Here is a 17,969-nt window from a genome sequence, read left to right as displayed (position 1 = left end):
GCGACCAGCGTGGACCGATGGAGCGGCTGGTGCGGATCGCCGCCATGCTGCAGGCGCACCCCGACCAGGGGGTCAGCGCCGAGAGGCTGAACGAGGTGGCCGGCTTCCCCGACACCCCCGGTCACGACCAGCTCAAGCGCGACATCCGGCACCTCGAGCACCAGGGCTGGCGGATCGAGAACGTCGCCCCGGCCGGTCAGCCGGCCTGGTACCGGATGACGACCGTCGACAACCGGCTGCGGGTGCGGCTCTCGCTCGGTCAGCAGGCCGCCCTGCGCCGGGCCCTGCTGCTCGCCGACGGCGGCCACCTGGTCCAGCGCCTCGGCCTGGCGTCGGCGAGCGGCGCGGGGGAGCCGGGCGGCGCCACGATCCAGCTCGCCGTCCCCGACGCGCTGCGGCTCGTGGTCGACGCGGTGCGCGACCAGCGGCTGCTGCGGTTCGGCTACAAGGGCGCCCCGCGGGTCGTCCACCCCGAGTCGGTCCGGACCGAGAACGGCGTGTGGTACCTGCGCGGCGTCGAGGACGTCGCCGACGCCGCGCTGAAGACCTTCGTCGTCTCCCGGATGCTCGACGTCGAGGTCGACGACCCCCGCACCGCGCGCCCGCTGCCGCCGGCGCGACACGCCGCGCTGCACCCGATGTCGTGGGAGATCGACCCGCCCCTCGAGGTCACCCTGCGGGCCGCGGCCGACTTCGAGCCCGACGTACGCCGCTGGCTCGGGGAGCCGGCCGCGGTCGCCGCCGACGGCGAGGACGTGCTGCTGCACTACCGCGTCACCCACCGCGCGGCGCTGCACGCCCGCCTGGTCGAGCTCGACGACCGGGTCCGGATCGAGGGCCCGCCGCAGGCCCGTGCGGACCTGGTCGCCTTCCTGGCGGCCGCGCGCGGCGAGGAGGCCACGGCATGAGCAGCGTCCCCAGGTACGTCACCCGGATCGCCCGGCTGCCGGAGGTGTTCGCGCTGCTCGCCGCCCACCCCGACGGACTCGCGCTGCCCGACCTGGCGGCCGAGTTCGACACCACCGTGGCCGAGCTCCGCGAGGACCTGCTCGCGTTCTACACCGCCGACGTCGGCGGGGTGTGGGGCCTCTCGCGCCCCGAGGTGCTGGAGTTCCTCGGCCCCGACGGCGCCACCGAGGACCCCGGCACCGCCGACGTGGTCCGGCTGGTCTCGGAGAGCCCGATCGACCTCGGCGTCGAGTACGTCGACGCCGGCGAGCTCGCCCGGGTCCACGCCGCCGCGCAGGCGCTGCTCGACATCGAGCCCGACAACGCCGAGCTCGCCGAGGCCCTCGACGTGCTCGCCCAGACCATGTTCGGCGACGCCGCCGGGGGCGCCGGTGAGGCGCCGTCGGCCGCGTCGAGCCCGCTGCTCCCGCACCTGCGCCGGGCCCGGGACGAGCAGCGGGTCGTCCGGGTCGTCTACTCCCGGGCCTGGGCGCCGGGCGTGCGCGAGCGTGAGATCGAGCCGTACCGGCTCGTGCAGACCCGCCGTGGCTGGGAGGTCGACGCCGGCCCGGTCGACGACCGGGGCCGGATCCGCACCTTCCTGCTCTCCAACATCCGCTCGGCCGAGGTGCTCGACCGGACCTTCGAGGTCCCCGACGACCTCGCCGGCCATCTCGCCCGCCAGCGCGCCACGACCCAGGTCCGGGTGCTGCTGCCCCAGCAGTCGCGGTGGGTCGCGGACTTCTACGCCGAGCAGGTCGGCTTCGTGGAGGACGACGAGCGCGACGTCGTGGTCGACCTCGACCTGCTGCCGCCCGTGGAGGAGCGCGTCGGCCGGCTGCTGCTCACCGCCGGGCCCACCGCCACCGTTCTGGACCCGCCCGCCCTCGACACCGCGGGCGTGGTGCTCGCCGAGGAGCTGCTGATGCACCACACGTCGGCGCGGCGGTAGCGTAGGGGGCGCAGCTCAGGACGCGGGCTGCCTCGGGGTCGTGCCGACCCCACTGCGCAGCAGGAGCCCGCATGTCCGAGCAGGTCCGTGTCCAGGTCACCGTCGACGGCCCACCCGTGCCGGGGCTGGTGCTCAAGTGGGACCGCCAGCGGCTCAGGGCGCTGGTCACCTACGAGTCCGAGGGGCACGTCCAGACCCAGTGGTTCCCGTCCGAGCAGGTGCTTCGCGCCGAGGCCTGAGTCACCGGCGCTCGGGTGTCTGCCCGGCGAACTCCCGGTTCGCGGAGTCGACGACCTCCTGGGCGATGGTGCGGAGCTTGACGTTGCCGGTGCTGCTCGCGCGCACCAGGAACTGGAACGCGCGGTCCTCGGGGATCCGGTAGCGCTCCATGACGATGCCGACCGCCGTGCCGATCGCCTGGCGGGTCGTCACCGACTCGTTGAGCTGGTACACGTGCCGTGCCCGGCCCAGCGCGATCGAGGCGTGCGCGGCGAACAGCTCGGCGAGCTGGATGGCGTCGGGATCGATGCCGGGCCGCCACGAGTAGAAGTTGAGGCCGCCCAGGGTGCTGTCGTCGCTGTAGAGCTGCAGGCCCATCTGGGCGGACAGGCCGTGCCGGGCCGCCTCCTCGACGTACCGCGGCCAGCGACCCTCGGTCGCGATGTCCTCCATGATGGTCACGCCGCCCGACGTGATCGCGTCGTAGCAGGGGCCCTCGTGGAGCTTGTACTGCAGCTCGTCGATGTCCCACACCAGCCGCCCCGTCCCGGCCCGGGTCTCGATCCGGCCGTTGCCGTGGGTGATTGAGATGCCGACGTGCTCGAAGCCGGGCACGGTCTGCTGGGCGGCGCGCACGATGGCGTCGAGGGTGTCGTCGAGTGAGCGGTGGCTGTTGATGGACCGGGCCGCCTCGGTCAGGGCGGCCGCGATGTCGTTGCGGTCGTCGAGCACGGGTACCTCCTGGGGTCAGGTCACCCGGTACCCGGGTCGCCGGCGGTTCAGCCCGGGGCGGGACGTGAGCAGGGCCAGGCAGGCGGACCACCGCTGCCCCCTGCAGGCGCCGGGTCGCTTCCACGCTCGGAAGCGCCGTGCGGCCGGCGCAGGAGGGCCCTCGGGTCAGTCCGTGACCGGCTGACGCCGGTGCCACCACCTGGACAGGTCGGCCGGGCGGTCGGTGCTGCCGGCGTCGACGCCTGCGCGCAGGTAGCGCTGCCAGTCGGCGCGCCGGTTGGACACCTGCCCGAGGACGAGGAGACGGGCGGCCCGCAGTCTCTTGACCAGGCGTGGTGTCACGAAGCGCGCGTCGAGCGACACGCCGTCGGCGACCTTCGCGACCCGCCGCACGCTCGGCCGGAAGCGGTGCGCGATCCAGACCGTCGCTACGTCGGGGAGTGCCTTCGCGGCTCGGTGCAGAAGGGCCGGGCTGAACGACAGCAGTCGGAGGTCGGCGTGGTCGAGCGCATCGAGGGACGCGCGCAGGTGCCGCCAGGTCCGGCTCCGCCAGCCGGGCGCCTGCTTGAGCTCGATGAGCAGGCCGACCTCGAGCCGGCGGGCCTCGGCGACGTAGGCGTCCAGCGAGGGGACCTCGCTGCCGTCGCGGAGCCGGCAGGACCGCTGGATCCGAGTCAGGGTCCAGGCGTCGACCCGGCCGGCGCAGTCCGTCGTCCGGTTCAGCCGGGAGTCGTGCATCACGACGAGGCGGCCGTCCGCCGTCGGTCGCACGTCGAGCTCCACGCGGTCCGCTCCGAGCGCCACGGCGTGCCGCAGTGCGCGCAGGCCGTTCTCCGTGCGGTGACGTCCGCTGGCGCCCCGATGGGCCACCACCTCGAAGGTGCGGGTGCTCGTCGGCGACGTACCTCCGGCATCCGGGGGCCCGTCGGCCCGGGCCGGCGTGGGGGCTGTCGCGAGGACGCCGAGAGCCAGCAGGACGGTGACGAGCAGGGAGGTGGGGCGCACGGCTCTCTGGGGTGGGTGACGGAGCGGAGATGCGAAGAGGCCCGGTCATCCGACCGGGCCTCTTGATCTGTACGCCATCAGGGACTCGAACCCCGAACCCGCTGATTAAGAGTCAGCTGCTCTGCCAATTGAGCTAATGGCGCGTGCGTCGAACGCGAGATCGAACATTACCAGCGTAGTCCGATCCGGGTGAAATCGGCATGGCCTACCGGGCCTCGAGGACCGCCTGGGCGGCGTTGTGCCCGCCCAGGCCCGACACTGCGCCGCCCCGGCGGGCGCCGGACCCGCACAGCAGCACGCCGGGATGGCCGGTCTGCACGCCCCACCGCTCGCCGGGCGTCTCGAGCCGGGCGCGGGCCGAGGTCCAGGGCCACTCGAGGTGGCCGTGGAAGATGTGGCCACCGGGCATGGCGAGGTCGGCCTCGATGTCCTGGGGGATCTTGGCCTCGATGCACGGCTCGCCGGACGGGGTGCGCAGCACCACGGAGTCGATCGGCTCGTCGAGCACCGCGTCCAGGGAGGCGATCGCGCGGCGCAGAGCCTCGGCACGCATGCCCTCGGGGTCGTGCTCGAACAGCCGGGCGGGCGTGTGCAGGCCGAAGTACGTGAGGGTGTGGGTGCCGGGCGGGACGTCGCCGAGGATGCTCGGGTCGGTCAGCGAGTGGCAGTAGACCTCGCCGGGCAGCGGATCCGGGAGCTCGCCGCGCTGGGCGGCGGCCCAGGCGACCTCGAGGTCGGAGGCGGTCTCGGCGAGGTGCAGGGTGCCGGCGAAGGCGACCTCCGGAGCGATGCCGGAGCGCAGCCGGGGCAGCCGGGAGAGCAGCAGGTTGACCTTGATCTGCGCGCCCTCCGGCTTGGTCGTCGGGTCCTCCTCCTCGCCGAGCAGGATCCGCAGCACCCACGGCGCCACGTTCGCCAGCACGTACGACGCCTCGACCCGGTGCTCCGTGGAGCCGTCGTGCCAGCGCACCTCGACCGGCTCGCCCGCCCCTGCCGGCCGGATCGCGCTCACTCCGGCACCGGTGACGATCTCGGCCCCGGCAGTGGTGGCCGCGCGGGCCAGCGCGTCGGTGACCGCGCCCATCCCGCCCACGGGCACCCGCCACTCGCCGGTCCCGTTGCCGATCAGGTGGTAGAGGAAGCACCGGTTCTGGGCCAGTGAGCGGTCCTGCAGGGAGGCGAAGGTGCCGATCAGCGCGTCGGTGCCGATGACGCCGCGGACCAGGTCGTCGCGGAACCGACGGCCGATCGCGACGCCGATCGGCTGCTCCACGACGTCGCGCCAGATCTGCGGGTCGACCTGGGCGCGGATCGCGGCGTCGGTGGCGAGCGGCTCGGTCAGGGTGGGCGCGACGGCCCGCGCCAGCCCGGAGACGTCGTCGTAGAAGGCGCGCCAGGCGCCGTACTCCTCGTCGCTGCCGGTCAGCTCGCGGAAGGACGCCCGGGTCGCCTCGCCCTCGACGCGCTCCACGAGCAGCCCGGTGGGATGCCCGTCGCGCACCGTGGGGGAGTACGACGCCGTCGGGCGACTCACCAGTCGCAGGTCGAGTCCGAGGTCGGCGCCGATCCGGTCGGGCAGCAGCGAGACCAGGTAGGAGTAGCGGGACAGCCGGGTCGGGAAGCCGGGGAACGCCTGGGCCGAGACCGCGGCGCCGCCGACGTGGCCGAGCCGCTCGAGCACCAGCACCGAGAGTCCGGCGCGGGCGAGATAGGCCGCCGCGGTCAGGCCGTTGTGGCCGGCGCCCACGACGACGACGTCGTACTTCCCCCGGGTCATGGATCGCACTCTAGGGGTGCGGGAATGCCCGGAGGTGCGTTATGGTTGACATGGCAACCAACCCGACCAGCCACCTGGAGGTGGATGCGATGCCTGCCATCACCGTCGACGACCTGACCGTCCTCCCGCGCCTGAGAGCGCCGGGGCTCGGCGACCAGCCCCGCCCGGTCCGGCAGGTCGCCACCGCGCCGCAGGGCTACGAGGGGGAGGGCTTCCCGGTGCGGCGTGCGTTCGCCGGCATCGACATGAAGCACCTCGACCCGTTCATCATGATGGACCAGATGGGGGAGGTGGAGTACGCGCCGGGCGAGCCCAAGGGCACGCCGTGGCACCCGCACCGCGGCTTCGAGACGGTCACCTACATCATCGACGGCGTCTTCGACCACCAGGACAGCCACGGCGGTGGCGGCAGCATCACCAACGGCGACACCCAGTGGATGACCGCCGGCAGCGGGCTGCTGCACATCGAGACGCCGCCCGAGTGGCTGGTCCAGGCCGGCGGGCTGTTCCACGGCATCCAGCTGTGGGTGAACCTGCCCAGGACCGACAAGATGAACGACCCGCGCTACCAGGACATCCGCTCCGGCGAGGTCGCGCTGCTCACCAGCGGCGATGCCGGATCGCTGGTCCGGGTGATCGCCGGAGAGGTCGACGGGCACGCCGGCCCGGGCTCGACGTACAGCCCGATGACGCTCGTCCACGCCACCCTCGAGCCCGGTGCCCGCCTCGACCTGCCGTGGCACGTCGACTACAACGCGCTGGTCTACGTTCTCAACGGCTCCGGCGCGGTCGGCGCCACCGAGCCGAGTCCGGTCCACACCGGCCAGACGGCCGTCCTCGGCGCCGGCGACTACCTGACCATCACCGCCGACGACCGACAGGAGAGCCGCTCGCCGAAGCTCGACGTCATCGTCGTCGGCGGGCAGCCGATCCGTGAGCCGATCGCCTGGGCCGGGCCGTTCGTGATGAACACCAAGGCCGAGGTGATGGCCGCCTACGAGGACTTCCAGAAGGGCCGGTTCGGGCTGCCGATCGGCGGCTGAGCTACAGGGCCTTGGCGAAGAAGGCCTCGGCGTACGGGTTGTCGTTGTAGCGCTCGACCCGCTCGTAGCCGGAGCGCTCGTACATCGCGATCGCCTCACGCAGGGTCCCGTTCGTGTCGAGGACGACGCGGTGGTGGCCCTGCGCGGCGGCCAGGTCCTCCAGGTGGCGCAGCATCCGCGCGCCCAGGCCGGCCCCGCGCCAGTCGCCGTGCACCCACATCCGCTTGATCTCGGCCGTCTCGTGATCGAGCACCGGGCGGATGCCGCCGTACGCGACCGGCTCGCCGTCCGAGGTCGCGATCACGTACGTCGCCCCGGGCTCGGGGGCGTCCGGGCCGCCCGGGTCGAAGCCGCCGGGGAAGCGGGCGTCCAGCTCGGCGACGTAGCGCCGGGTCGCCTCGCGGGCCATCGGGTGCTCCGTGGTCACCTCGCTGAGCCGGACCGTCGCCGCGCGCACCAGCAGGTCGGCGGTGCGCAGCGCCTCGGTGAGCCGCTCCTGCTGGCGCGGCGTCAGCGGGGCGACCAGCTCGACGGCGCGCTCCTCGGAGCGGCGTTCCAGGTCGTCGTACGCCGCCTCGCCGGCGGGCGTCAGGCGCACCACCCGGCGTCGTCGGTCGGCCGGGTCGGGCTCGGTCGCGACCAGGCCCTCGGCCTCGAGTCGGCGCAGCATCCGGGACAGCTGCCCGGAGTCGAGGCCGAGCCGGTCACGGAGCTCGCGCACGCTCACGCCGGGCGCGCGGCCGACCTCGAAGAGCAGCCGCGACACCGCCAGCGGCCGGCCGGTGCCGAGGAAGGACTCGTCGAGGACGCCGATGCGCTGGGTGTAGGTGCGGTTGAAGCGCCGCAGCACGTCCGTGAGCATTCTCTGACTTTAGTCAGAGATCTGCCGCGGACCAAGCCAAAGATGCGGGTCGCCCCCTGACGCCGTACCGGTGCGGGCTCGCGGAGGCTGGGGTGATGCAGGGGTGGACGAGGGTGGGGATGGTGGCCGTGGTCGTGGCCGTCTTGGCGGCCGGGATCGTGGGGGTCCCGGCGCCGGCGCGGGCCACGAAGGGAGCGCCCAACGACCGGACCTGCCAGGTGATCGGGCAGACGGGGGCCTTCGCCACCGGCTCCTCGATCGTGCCCCTCGGGTCGAGCTCCCTCGGAACCTACTTCTCATCGCAGGACCAGCAGTCGCTGCGGTACTACGCCGAGGTCTTCGCCACGACCGCGAACGGCGAGGCGGCGACGGGGTTGAGGGTCTACACGGCCGACGACCAGACCCGTGTCGTCGACGACATCCTGCCGGGCTCGCTGGTCGGCTTCGGGTTCAGCACCGACCAGGACACCGTCGTCCTGGCGACGAAGCAGGCCCAGGGCAACAGCTACCGCTGGATGGCCTTCCGGATGCACGGCGCGGAGCCGGCCACCTCGCTCCTCGCCGGTGGGCAGCGGTCGCTGCGCTCCGACATGAACGAGATCCGTGTGGGGTTCAGCCCGAGCCAGGAGTTCATCGCCGCGGCCACCCGGGACGGGTCCAACAACGCGTTCGGCATCACCAAGGTGGTCGACGCCGTGACGGGACAGGTTGTCGTCGACGAGCCGACCACCTACACCCCGGCGCTGCCCGACCAGGTGACGTTCGGGCCCGACGACGGCTTCATCGCGCTCGGCGCCAGCAACACCGCACCCCGGACGCCGAAGTTCTTCAACGCCGACCGTCCCACGCCGACCGGCAGTGGACCGGCCCCGAGCAACGGGATCTTCTCCCCGCGGGTCACCTTCGCGCCCGACGGCTCCGCCGTCGCCTACGTCCGCTACGACGGCGTCAACCAGGTCTGGCTCGGCACCCTCTACGCGCCGGACGGCTCGACGATCTACAGCGAGAGCATCGCCGATCCCGCCGGCACCACGACGCTCGCCTATCTCCGGCAGGCCGACGGCTACCACCACCTGGTCAACGGCGGGGGTGCCGCCACCCTCCTCGCGCCGCCCATCACCCCGCCGTACGACGGCTGCCCGCCCAAGCTGATGGGCACGCTCAACTACCTGGCCGGCGGCGCGCTGGACTGGTCGGCGACCACCCGCAGCGACAACATCGCGATCACCGGCTTCCGGATCCTCGGCGCCGACGGCGTGGCGATCGACCAGGTCGGTCCGGGGGTGACGCAGTACCAGCTGACAGGGCTCGCCGTCGGCACGTCGTACACCTTCGCGGTGGTGGCCACCGACGCGGCCGGCAACCTCAGTGCCCCGCTGCAGGTGACCTTCACGCCGACGACCAGCACCGCGGTCGGGCCGTGGACCTGGTCGGGCCCGATCACCAGTGGGACGCCCGGCCTCGACTCGGTGACGCTCACCCTGCCGAGGGTCACCGGTCACGGCGCGCCGGTCCGCTACCGGCTGTTCCGCGACGGCACCCCGGTCGCCGACCTCGCCTTCGACGTGTCCACCTTCATCGACACCGGGCTCAGCCCCGGCACCGGCCACACCTACCGGATCCACGCGCTCGACGCCGGCGGCAACGAGTCGCCGGTGGCGAGCGACCCGACGCTCGAGGTGGTCACCCCCTCTCTCGCCAACCAGAGCGGCTACCTGCTCGACGGCAAGGTGTACGCCGACAGCAACGGCAACGGCGCCCAGGGACCGGGCGAGCCCGGCCTCGGCACCGCCGCCGGCATCCGGATCAAGGCGGTCACCCTCGACGCCGAGGGCGCGGCGGTGCTGGACCACACCGTCGACGTGGCGGCCGACGGCACCTGGCACGACAGCTCGAACACCCCGGGCACCTGGCTGGTGTGGCCCTACGCGGCCGCCGCGAGCGACCGGCGTGCCCTGCTGAGCCCGGCGGCGCCGTACCGGCTGCCGATCGACGCCACCGGCTGGGGCTGGCAGGGCGTCGACTACGGGCTGGCGGCCGTCGACGCGACGCCCGGGCACCGCGGCAGCCTCACCGCGCTGGTCTACCGCGACAGCAACGCCAACGGGCAGCAGGACGCGGGGGAGACGCCCGTGTCCGGCGTGCCGCTGTCGTGCTCGGCCACGGGGGAGTCGGTCTCCGACGGCTGCGCCGGCAGCACCGACGGCGACGGCAAGGTCACCTTCACCGGCCTGCCCGACGGCGTCTACCGGCTCGACCCGCCGCGCTCCGCGAGCCGGTACGCCGTCAACCAGGCCGCCCGCTACGGCCGGGTCGGCGCGGACGGCCCCGGCGCGGTCAAGATCGGCCTGTACGACGCCACCGGCTCGCTGCACGGCAGCCTCGTCGAGGACGTCGACGGCAACGGGCAACCCGGCGGCGACCCGGCGCTGCCCGACGAGGCGCTCGGAACGGTCCATGTCGTCGGGCCGGCGCCGGGCAACGGGATCGACCTCACGGTGCCGGTCCACGACGGCCAGTGGTCGGTCACCGGCCTGCCGCCGGGCGACTACGCCGTCACCCAGGCGGTCGAGCCGTTCGCCGGCTGGTCGCTGACCACGCCGGCCACCTCGACGATCACGGTCGGACCCGGCGTCGCCACCGCGGCCACCGGGGTCGTCGCCCACCCCCACGGCGCCGCCCACGGCACCCTCTACTTCGACCTCGACGCCGACGGCACCCGCGACCCGGGCGAGCCACCGGTCGAGGGCATCGAGGTGTGCGTGCGGACCTGGTTCCAGGAGATCCCGCACTGCGCCACCACGGACGCCTCCGGCGGCTGGCAGGTCACCGGCGTCTCCGCCTCGGCCTCGCAGTACTCCGAGCTGACCCTGTCGGACCCCGGCCCCTGGACGCTGCAGCCCGCACCGGCCCTGATCGGCCTGGTCGCGGGCCAGGACACGCTCACCGACGTCCCGGTCCGGCGCGACCTCGCCACCCTGCCACCCTGGCGTGCGCCGAACGGCGTGCAGGCCCAGCCGCGCGACGGCGCGGCCGCGCTGGCCTGGGTCGCGCCCGCCTCGGTCGGCGAGCCCGGCCCGACCGGCTACGAGGTCCAGCGCGCCGCCTCGGCCACCGGCCCGTGGACCACCCTGGCCACCGTCCCCACGACGTCGTACGACGTCTCCGGGCTCGCCAACGGCGTCCCGGTCCACTTCCGGGTCCGGGGCGTCAACGCCCAGGGCGCCGGCCCCTGGAGCGCCGTCGCGACAGCCACCCCCGTCGGCCCGGTCGTGATCACGCCCGTCGCCCAGCCCCCGGGCCCCGTCGCCAAGCCGAAGGTCCGGGCCACGAGGCATCGCAAGGTGGTCGTGACCTGGGCCGCGGCCGTCGGCGCGTCGTCGTACGTCGTCCAGGTGCGGACCAGGCGGGGCGGGCCGTGGCGCACGGTGCCGGTCACCGGCCTGCGCGCGGTCGTGCGCGGCAAGGCGGGCAGGAAGGCGTGGGTCCGGATGGCGGCTGTCAACACCGCCGGACAGGGCGCGTGGAGCGCCCTGGCCAAGGTCGTGGCCAAGAGATAGCCGAGGCGACAAGCGGTCCGGCCCCGGTCCTGAAGGACCGGGGCCGGACTCGTTGGGGTGAGTAACGGGACTCGAACCCGCGACATCCGCGACCACAACGCGGCGCTCTACCAGCTGAGCTATACCCACCATGACTCTTGCAAGCCGGGGACGAGTGTAGAGGCTAGCGCTCCCGAATCAGGAATCGGTATCGGTTTCCCGGCCGCCGAGACCGGTGATCGAGCCGCCGTGTCGGGCGGCGGCGTCCTTGGCGGCGTCGGAGTCCGGGCCGGGGAGAGGCACGAAGACGGTGTCGCGGTAGTAGCGCAGCTCCTCGATGCTCTCCTGGATGTCGGCCAGGGCGCGGTGGTTGCCGCGCTTGGTCGGCGCGTTGAAGTAGGCCCGCGGGAACCAGCGCCTCGAGAGCTCCTTGATCGAGGACACGTCGACGATGCGGTAGTGCAGGAAGGCGTCGAGCTCGGCCATGTCACGGGCCACGAAGCCGCGGTCGGTGGCCACCGAGTTGCCGGCGAGCGGCGGCCGGCTGTCCTTGCCGCAGTGCTCGCGCAGGTAGGCCATCACCTGCTCCTCGGCCTCCCGCAGGGTCACGCCCTTCTCGAGCTCGGCGAGCAGGCCCGAGGACTCGTGCATGTTCCGGACGAACTCGATCATCTGGTCGAGCGCCTCCGCGGGCGGCTTGATGATGACGTCGACGCCGTCGCCGAGGACGTTGAGGTCGAAGTCCGTCACCAGCGCCGCGACCTCGATCAGGGCGTCCGCCCCGAGGTCGAGGCCGGTCATCTCGCAGTCGATCCAGACCAGTCGTTCGTTCACGAGGCTGCACCCTACGCCGTACGACGCCGCACCGCCGGGTTCTCAGCAGCCGCTCAGCGGGTCCGGCTAGCCTCACCGGCATGAGGGACACCGGGCGATCCACGCTGGCCTGGGCGGGTCTGGCGGCCCGTCTGGTGACCGGTGCGGTGTGGATCGTCGCCGGCGGACTGAAGATCACCGAGCCCGACGCGAGCATCAACGCGGTGCGCGCCTACCAGCTGCTGCCGTCCTCGCTCGCCGAGCTGGTCGGGATCGCGCTGCCCGCCGTGGAGCTGGTCGTGGGCCTGGCGCTCGTGCTGGGCGTGTTCGCCCGCGGCGCCGCCGCGGTCTCGGCGCTGCTGTTCGTGGCCTTCATCGTCGGCATCTCCTCGGTCTGGGCGCGCGAGATCGAGATCGACTGCGGCTGCTTCGGCGGCGGCGGGACCAAGGCGGGCGCCGCGTCGGCGTACCCCTGGGAGATCGCCCGCGACGCCGCGCTGCTGGCCGCGTCCCTGCTGGTCGTGTCCCTGCGCCGCACCCGGCTGTCCCTGGATTCCCTGCTGTTCACCCACCGGCCCGAGGAGCGGGCCGCCACCGAAGGAGCCGTGAGCTGATGTCGTCGAACTCGAAGGCCAATGCGCGGGCGCAGAAGGCCGCCGAGATGCGGGCCGCCCAGAAGAGGCGGGAGGCCCGGCGCCGGATCCTCACCATCGGCGGCGTGCTCGTCGTGATGGTGCTCATCGTCGGCGGATCGATCGGCATCAGCCTGCTCAACAAGGACGAGGTCAAGGCCGCCGGCGCCGGTTCGAGCGACTACGGCGTGACCATCGGCAGCTCGGACGCACCGCACGCGGTGGTCATCTACGAGGACTTCCTGTGTCCCTACTGCGGCCAGCTCGAGCGCTCGACCCGCAAGGACCTCGAGCGGCTCGCGGCCGACGGCAAGGTCTACGTCGAGTACCGTCCCTTCGACCTGCTCAGCAGCCTCGGCGACTACCCGATCCGCGCCACCAGCGCCTTCGCGGTGGTCCTGGAGAAGTCCGGCCCGGACGTCGCGAAGAAGTTCCACGACCTGCTCTACGAGAACCAGCCCTCCGAGAAGGACCCGGACTCGGTCACCAACGACGACCTGGTGAAGCTCGCCGTCGAGGCGGGCGCCACCGAGGGCGACGTGCGCGCCGACATCGAGAGCGTCGCGCAGAAGGCGTGGGTCGACAAGGCCACCAAGGAGGCCGGTGACAGCGGGGTCACCGGCACGCCGACGATCCTGCTCGACGGCGAGGTCTACCAGGACGGGCGCACCATCCAGGACATGGCCAGCAACCTGGTCGCGGCACTCGAGTGACCGCGGGGGAGGCGGGCTGGCAGGATCGGCGCGTGCTGAGCAACTTCGTCGCCGGCCTGCCCAAGGCCGAGCTCCACGTCCACCACGTCGGCTCCGCCTCACCGCGGATCGTGTCCGAGCTGGCCGCGCGGCATCCCGGCACGGTGCCCTCGGACCCGGACCTGCTGCGGGACTTCTTCGCCTTCCGCGACTTCGCCCACTTCATCGAGGTCTACCTCGCGGTCGTCGACCTGGTCCGCACCCCCGAGGACGTGCGCTACCTCACCTACGAGATCGCGCGCGAGCTCCACGAGGGTCAGTCGGTCCGGTACGCCGAGCTCACCTGCACGCCGTACACCTCCGTGCTGCCCCACGACCCCGACCGCGGGATGCCGATCGAGGCGTACACCGAGGCGATCGAGGACGCCCGGGTCGCGGCCGAGCGCGACTTCGGCCTGGTGCTGCGCTGGATCTACGACGTCCCGGGGGAGTCGGGCGTACCCGCGGCCGACGCGACCCTGGGCTTCGCACTCGACCACGCGCCCGAGGGCCTGGTCGCCTTCGGGCTCGGCGGCCCGGAGATCGGGGTGCCGCGTGACTGGTTCGTCCCGCACTTCGCCGCGGCCCGGGCCGCGGGGCTGCACTCGGTCCCGCACGCGGGGGAGACCACCGGTCCGGAGACCATCTGGACCTCGCTGCGCGACCTCGGCGCCGAGCGGATCGGCCACGGCACGTCCGCGGCCGCCGATCCCGCGCTGCTCGCGTACCTCGCCGAGCACCGGATCCCGCTCGAGGTCTGCCCGTCGTCCAATGTCGCGACCCGCGCGGTCGCCTCGCTCGCCGAGCATCCGCTGCCGCGGTTCGTGGACGCGGGCGTGGTGGTCACGATCAACTCCGACGACCCGCCGATGTTCGGCACCACGCTGAACCGGGAGTACGAGATCGCCGCGGACCTGCTCGGTCTCGACGAGTCCGGGCTGGCCGACCTCGCGCGCGCCGGGGTGGACGCGTCCTTCGCCCCCGACGACGTGAAGGACCGGGTCCGGGCCGAGATCGCCGCCTACCCGGGGTAGGGACGAACGAGCCCCACGGGGCTCATACCTCCCGCGGGGCTGGTTCCTTTCTACGACGAACGGGCTCAGGCGCTGTGGAGGCGCGCCGGGGGCAGTGCCCGGGCCCGCCAGCGGCCGCCGTCGCGGTCGACCTCGATCGGGTGCTCGAAGGTGCGGGTGATGGTCTCGGTGGTGACCGCCTCGGCGACCGGGCCGGCGACGACGACCTGGCCGTGCGCGAGCAGCAGTGCGTGGGTGGTGGTGGTCGGCAGCTCCTCGAGATGGTGGGTGACCAGCACCGAGGCCACCTCCGGCGCGGTGTGCGCCAGCCGGTCGAGCACGCCCAGCAGCTGCTCGCGGGCCGCGACGTCGAGCCCGGTCGTCGGCTCGTCGAGCAGCAGCAGGTCGGGCTGGGCGGTGAGCGCGCGGGCGATCAGGGCCCGGCCGCGCTCGCCCTGGGAGAGGTTCGGCCAGCGGGCGTCGCGTCGGTGGGAGAGGCCCACCTCCACGATCAGCTCGTCGGCCCGCTCGATCTCCTCGGCGCTCGGCGTCCAGCGCATCGGCAGCTCGATGGTGCCGGTGATCCCGGTCAGCACGACCTGGTGGACGGTGAGCCCGGACTGCAGCGGGTGGCGCGGGTTGACGTGCCCGATGTGGCGGCGCAGCTCCTGCAGCTCGACCCGGCCCAGCCGGCGGCCGAGCACGTCGACCGTCCCGGACGTCGGATGCACCTGCGCGCTGCAGAAGCCCAGCAGTGTGCTCTTCCCCGCGCCGTTGGGCCCGAGCAGCGCCCAGTGCTCGCCCGCCCGGACGGTCAGGTCGACGCCGTGGAGGATCTCGCCGCCGCCGCGGCGGAAGACGACGTCGTTGAGGTCGAGGACGGTGCTGCTCATGTCAGGCTCTCCTTGAGCGAGGTGAGGTGGGTGCGGCTCAGCCGGGCCGCGGAGGGGGCGTCGCCCTCGGCGATCGCCCGGCACAGCAGGTCGTGCGCCTCGTGGTCGGTGGCGTGGTCGAAGCCGGGCCGCAGCCGCAGCATCTCCACCATCGCGGTGCGGCTGCGCGGGACGAAGCCGTCGAACAGCTCGACCAGGACCGGGTTGTGGGCCGCGACCACCACGGCGCGGTGGAAGGCCATGTCGGCGTCGACATGGGCCTCGATGTCGGTACGACGCTCGGCCCGGTCGGCCAGTGCCCGCCGGATCGCGCGCAGCTCGGTGGGCGTGCGTCGCTCGGCCGCCAGCGCCGCCGCCTCGGCCTCGATCGCCGTGCGAGCCTCGATCACCGTGACGATGTCGGCCCGCCGCAGCACCAGGTCCCAGTCCTCCCGGACGTCGAGCGCGGTGAGGAAGACCCCCGCGCCCTGCCGGGTGGTCAGCACACCGCGTCCCGCGAGCTGACGGATCGCCTCGCGCACGGTCGACCGGCCCACGCCCAGCTGGGGCGCCAGCGTGGTCTCCCCGGGCAGGCGCTGGCCGAGCTGCCACTCGCCCGCGCGGATCCGCGCGAGGAGGAGCTCGGCCGCCTGGTCGGCGAGCGGCTCGCGTCGTACCTGGGCGGGCATGGCTGACCTTGTCTACTTGTCTGAGGAGTCGCGCCAGTCTAACCCGGCCCGGAACGGGGAGTTGGGTCGCTGAGAGTGATCGATAGGTCACTCTCAGCCACCCAACTCCGGGCCTGGCGCCCCCGGCAGGACTCGAACCCGCAACAAGTGAGGTAGAAGCTCACGACTCTATCCAGTTGAGCTACGGAGGCCTTCCCCAAGGCTAGCCCGGCTTCTTGATGGGGCCGCGGCGGCTACGACATTTGTGTCGAGCCGGGCCGGCACGATGGCCCGGTTTCGGCGATGCGACTCGGGAGGCGGCATGGCGCACCACACCAAGGACAAGGGCGATCTCGGCGTCGCCAAGGCATATGCGGACCTGGTCGGCAAGGGATACCAGGTCCTCGTGCCGATGACCGAGCACGCGCCCTTCGACCTGGCGGCCTACCTTGACGGGCGATTCCATCGGATCCAGGTGAAGTACCCCGCGGCGGTGTCCGGCGGGGTGTTCGTCGCGTTCAAGTCGTCGTGGGCCGACCAGCACGGTACGCACACGCGTCGGATCGACAAGGCCGAGATCGACCTGTTCTGCGTCTATTGCCCTGACACCGACGAGTGCTACTACGTCCGGCCCCAGGACCACGCCGGATCCGTGACCCTCCGCATCACGCCCAGCCGCAACAACCAGCGCGCGGGCGTCTGGTTCGCCTCGGACTTCCGCGAGATCCCCGAGCCCGGGCTCACTCTGCCTGGTGCGCGATCGCCGCGGCCACCGCGTGATGCACCTCGGGGTGGAACACCGACGGCATGATGAACGACGCGTTCAGCTCCTCGTCGCGCACGACGTGCGCGATCGCCTCCGCGGCCCGCAGCATCATCTCCATCGTCACCTCCGAGGCCCGAGCGTCGAGGAGGCCCCGGAACACGCCGGGGAAGGCGAGCACGTTGTTGATCTGGTTCGGGAAGTCCGAGCGGCCCGACGCCACGACCGCGGCGAACCGGGCGGCGGCCGCCGGGTCGACCTCGGGGTCCGGGTTGGCGAGCGCGAAGACCACGGGGTCGGTCGCCATGGTCCGGATCCACTCGGGCTTGAGGATGCCGGGCGCGCTGACGCCGATGAACACGTCGGCGCCCTCGAGCACCTGCTGCAGCCCGCCTGTCCGACGAGCGCGGTTGGTCAGCGCGGCCAGCTCCTGGTGCGCCTCGGACAGCCCGGGGTCACCGGCGACGAGCGCGCCGTGCCGGTCGACGACCACGACGTCCTGCACGCCGGCCGCGAGCAGCAGCTTGACGATGGCGGTGCCGGCCGCGCCGCCGCCGGACACGACGACGCGCGCCGCGCCGACCTCCTTCTTCACTACCCGCAGGGCGTTGGTGAGCGCGGCGAGGACGACGATGGCGGTGCCGTGCTGGTCGTCGTGGAAGACCGGGATGTCGAGACGCTCGCGCAGCCGGGCCTCGATCTCGAAGCAGCGTGGGGCGGCGATGTCCTCGAGGTTGATGCCGCCGAACCCGGGCGCGATCAGCTCGACCGCGCGCACGATCTCGTCGGTGTCCTGGGTGTCGAGGCAGATCGGCCAGGCGTCGATCTCGCCGAACCTCTTGAACAGCGCGGCCTTGCCCTCCATCACCGGCAGCGCGGCGCCGGGGCCGATGTTGCCGAGGCCGAGCACGGCCGAGCCGTCGGTGACCACGGCGACCGCGTTGCCCTTGATGGTCAGGCGGCGCACGTCCTCGGGGTTCTCGTAGATCGCCATCGAGACCCGGCCCACGCCGGGGGTGTAGGCCAGCGACATGTCGTCGCGGGTGCGCAGCGGGACCTTGGAGGCGACCTCGATCTTGCCGCCGAGGTGGATGAGGAAGGTCCGGTCGGAGACCTTGTGGACCTCGACGCCGTCGACCGCGGCGACCGCGGCCTGCAGTTCGGCGGCGTGCTCGGCGTCGGCGGCCGAGCAGGTGACGTCGACGGTGAGGCGGTGCGCGCTGGAGTCGGCGACGTCGATCGCGGTCACCATCCCGCCCGCGCTGGCGATCGCGGTGGCGACCTCGCCCACGACACCGTGGTCGACGGTGGTGTGCAGGCGCATCGTGATGGAGTACGACGAGGCAGTGGCGGTCTTGGAGGGCACGGCCCCAGTCTCGTCCCGCCCCGGGGTTACTCGG

The 17,969-nt window shown here is 73.0% G+C and carries 17 protein-coding genes and 3 tRNA genes; 9 read left to right on the top strand and 11 right to left on the bottom strand.

Features of this window, described 5'->3' with window-relative positions; all coding sequences use genetic code 11:
* The first annotated feature begins 17 nt into the window (after nt 1-17).
* From ACUP6Y_RS16480 to ACUP6Y_RS16470, 3 genes are all read left to right on the top strand, one after another.
* Nucleotides 18-908: a WYL domain-containing protein gene (locus ACUP6Y_RS16480; protein WP_462551891.1), complete on the top strand. Its 891-nt coding sequence runs from the start codon at nt 18-20 to the stop codon at nt 906-908.
* Nucleotides 905-1,900, top strand: a complete 996-nt coding sequence (locus tag ACUP6Y_RS16475; protein WP_462551890.1) for a helix-turn-helix transcriptional regulator — start codon at nt 905-907, stop codon at nt 1,898-1,900. Before ACUP6Y_RS16480 ends, ACUP6Y_RS16475 begins: the two co-directional genes overlap by 4 nt.
* Before the next feature lie 71 nt (nt 1,901-1,971).
* Complete coding sequence (locus ACUP6Y_RS16470) at nt 1,972-2,139, top strand: hypothetical protein (RefSeq protein WP_462551889.1); 168 nt, start codon at nt 1,972-1,974, stop codon at nt 2,137-2,139.
* 1 nt (nt 2,140) lies between these two features.
* Here ACUP6Y_RS16470 and ACUP6Y_RS16465 read toward each other — a convergent pair whose 3' ends face one another.
* The 4 genes from ACUP6Y_RS16465 to ACUP6Y_RS16450 form a co-directional block, all read right to left on the bottom strand.
* Complete coding sequence (locus tag ACUP6Y_RS16465; protein ID WP_462551888.1) at nt 2,141-2,851, bottom strand: GAF and ANTAR domain-containing protein; 711 nt, start codon at nt 2,849-2,851, stop codon at nt 2,141-2,143.
* Between the two features lie 165 nt (nt 2,852-3,016).
* Nucleotides 3,017-3,856 carry a glycerophosphodiester phosphodiesterase gene (locus tag ACUP6Y_RS16460; RefSeq protein ID WP_462551887.1) on the bottom strand — a complete coding sequence of 280 codons (840 nt, stop codon included), beginning with the start codon at nt 3,854-3,856 and terminating at the stop codon, nt 3,017-3,019.
* Between the two features lie 70 nt (nt 3,857-3,926).
* Nucleotides 3,927-3,999, bottom strand: a tRNA-Lys gene (locus ACUP6Y_RS16455).
* A 62-nt stretch (nt 4,000-4,061) separates the two neighbouring features.
* The gene (locus ACUP6Y_RS16450) at nt 4,062-5,633 is read right to left on the bottom strand and encodes a phytoene desaturase family protein (RefSeq protein WP_462551886.1); all 1,572 of its coding nucleotides are present in this window, start codon (nt 5,631-5,633) and stop codon (nt 4,062-4,064) included.
* Between the two features lie 89 nt (nt 5,634-5,722).
* Between ACUP6Y_RS16450 and ACUP6Y_RS16445 the strand changes: the two genes are divergently transcribed.
* Entirely contained in the window at nt 5,723-6,676 is a 954-nt protein-coding gene (locus ACUP6Y_RS16445; RefSeq protein ID WP_462551885.1) for a pirin family protein, read from the top strand.
* 1 nt (nt 6,677) lies between these two features.
* On the opposite strand, the gene ACUP6Y_RS16440 is transcribed toward ACUP6Y_RS16445, so the two are convergent.
* Nucleotides 6,678-7,538 carry a bifunctional helix-turn-helix transcriptional regulator/GNAT family N-acetyltransferase gene (locus ACUP6Y_RS16440; RefSeq protein WP_462551884.1) on the bottom strand — a complete coding sequence of 287 codons (861 nt, stop codon included), beginning with the start codon at nt 7,536-7,538 and terminating at the stop codon, nt 6,678-6,680.
* A 95-nt stretch (nt 7,539-7,633) separates the two neighbouring features.
* Between ACUP6Y_RS16440 and ACUP6Y_RS16435 the strand changes: the two genes are divergently transcribed.
* Nucleotides 7,634-11,098, top strand: a complete 3,465-nt coding sequence (locus ACUP6Y_RS16435) for an SdrD B-like domain-containing protein (RefSeq protein WP_462551883.1) — start codon at nt 7,634-7,636, stop codon at nt 11,096-11,098.
* 53 nt (nt 11,099-11,151) lie between these two features.
* On the opposite strand, the gene ACUP6Y_RS16430 is transcribed toward ACUP6Y_RS16435, so the two are convergent.
* Together ACUP6Y_RS16430 and orn are read right to left on the bottom strand one after the other, a co-directional pair.
* A tRNA-His gene (locus ACUP6Y_RS16430) sits at nt 11,152-11,227 on the bottom strand.
* Between the two features lie 48 nt (nt 11,228-11,275).
* Nucleotides 11,276-11,911 (bottom strand): oligoribonuclease, encoded by a 636-nt coding sequence (gene orn, locus ACUP6Y_RS16425; RefSeq protein ID WP_462551882.1) that lies wholly within the window; start codon nt 11,909-11,911, stop codon nt 11,276-11,278.
* A gap of 80 nt (nt 11,912-11,991) precedes the next feature.
* Here orn and ACUP6Y_RS16420 point away from each other — a divergent pair, with 80 nt between their 5' ends.
* The 3 genes from ACUP6Y_RS16420 to ACUP6Y_RS16410 are packed head-to-tail and all read left to right on the top strand — an operon-like array spanning nt 11,992 to nt 14,287.
* Entirely contained in the window at nt 11,992-12,504 is a 513-nt protein-coding gene (locus tag ACUP6Y_RS16420) for a MauE/DoxX family redox-associated membrane protein (RefSeq protein ID WP_462551881.1), read from the top strand.
* Nucleotides 12,504-13,235, top strand: a complete 732-nt coding sequence (locus ACUP6Y_RS16415) for a DsbA family protein (protein WP_462551880.1) — start codon at nt 12,504-12,506, stop codon at nt 13,233-13,235. Before ACUP6Y_RS16420 ends, ACUP6Y_RS16415 begins: the two co-directional genes overlap by 1 nt.
* A gap of 32 nt (nt 13,236-13,267) precedes the next feature.
* Nucleotides 13,268-14,287, top strand: a complete 1,020-nt coding sequence (locus tag ACUP6Y_RS16410) for an adenosine deaminase (RefSeq protein ID WP_462551879.1) — start codon at nt 13,268-13,270, stop codon at nt 14,285-14,287.
* Nucleotides 14,288-14,352: 65 nt separating this feature from the next.
* On the opposite strand, the gene ACUP6Y_RS16405 is transcribed toward ACUP6Y_RS16410, so the two are convergent.
* From ACUP6Y_RS16405 to ACUP6Y_RS16395, 3 genes are all read right to left on the bottom strand, one after another.
* Nucleotides 14,353-15,159 (bottom strand): ABC transporter ATP-binding protein, encoded by an 807-nt coding sequence (locus ACUP6Y_RS16405; protein ID WP_462551878.1) that lies wholly within the window; start codon nt 15,157-15,159, stop codon nt 14,353-14,355.
* On the bottom strand, nt 15,156-15,827 hold the full coding sequence (locus tag ACUP6Y_RS16400) for a FadR/GntR family transcriptional regulator (protein ID WP_462551877.1): 672 nt from the start codon (nt 15,825-15,827) through the stop codon (nt 15,156-15,158). Before ACUP6Y_RS16400 ends, ACUP6Y_RS16405 begins: the two co-directional genes overlap by 4 nt.
* 114 nt (nt 15,828-15,941) lie before the next feature.
* Nucleotides 15,942-16,018 (bottom strand) — tRNA-Arg (locus ACUP6Y_RS16395).
* A 110-nt stretch (nt 16,019-16,128) separates the two neighbouring features.
* On the opposite strand from ACUP6Y_RS16395, the gene ACUP6Y_RS16390 reads away from it, so the two are divergent.
* Nucleotides 16,129-16,617 (top strand): group I intron-associated PD-(D/E)XK endonuclease, encoded by a 489-nt coding sequence (locus tag ACUP6Y_RS16390; RefSeq protein ID WP_462551875.1) that lies wholly within the window; start codon nt 16,129-16,131, stop codon nt 16,615-16,617.
* Here the strand turns inward: ACUP6Y_RS16390 and ACUP6Y_RS16385 are convergent.
* A complete protein-coding gene (locus ACUP6Y_RS16385) occupies nt 16,547-17,893 on the bottom strand; it encodes a malic enzyme-like NAD(P)-binding protein (RefSeq protein ID WP_462556747.1) in 1,347 nt (448 codons plus the stop codon). The genes ACUP6Y_RS16390 and ACUP6Y_RS16385 overlap by 71 nt on opposite strands.
* Nucleotides 17,894-17,969 lie beyond the last annotated feature (76 nt).

This window comes from Nocardioides sp. S5-5, assembly GCF_054954065.1.
Note: the sequence above shows the minus strand (reverse complement) of the source record. Positions and strands in the feature narration are given on the sequence as shown.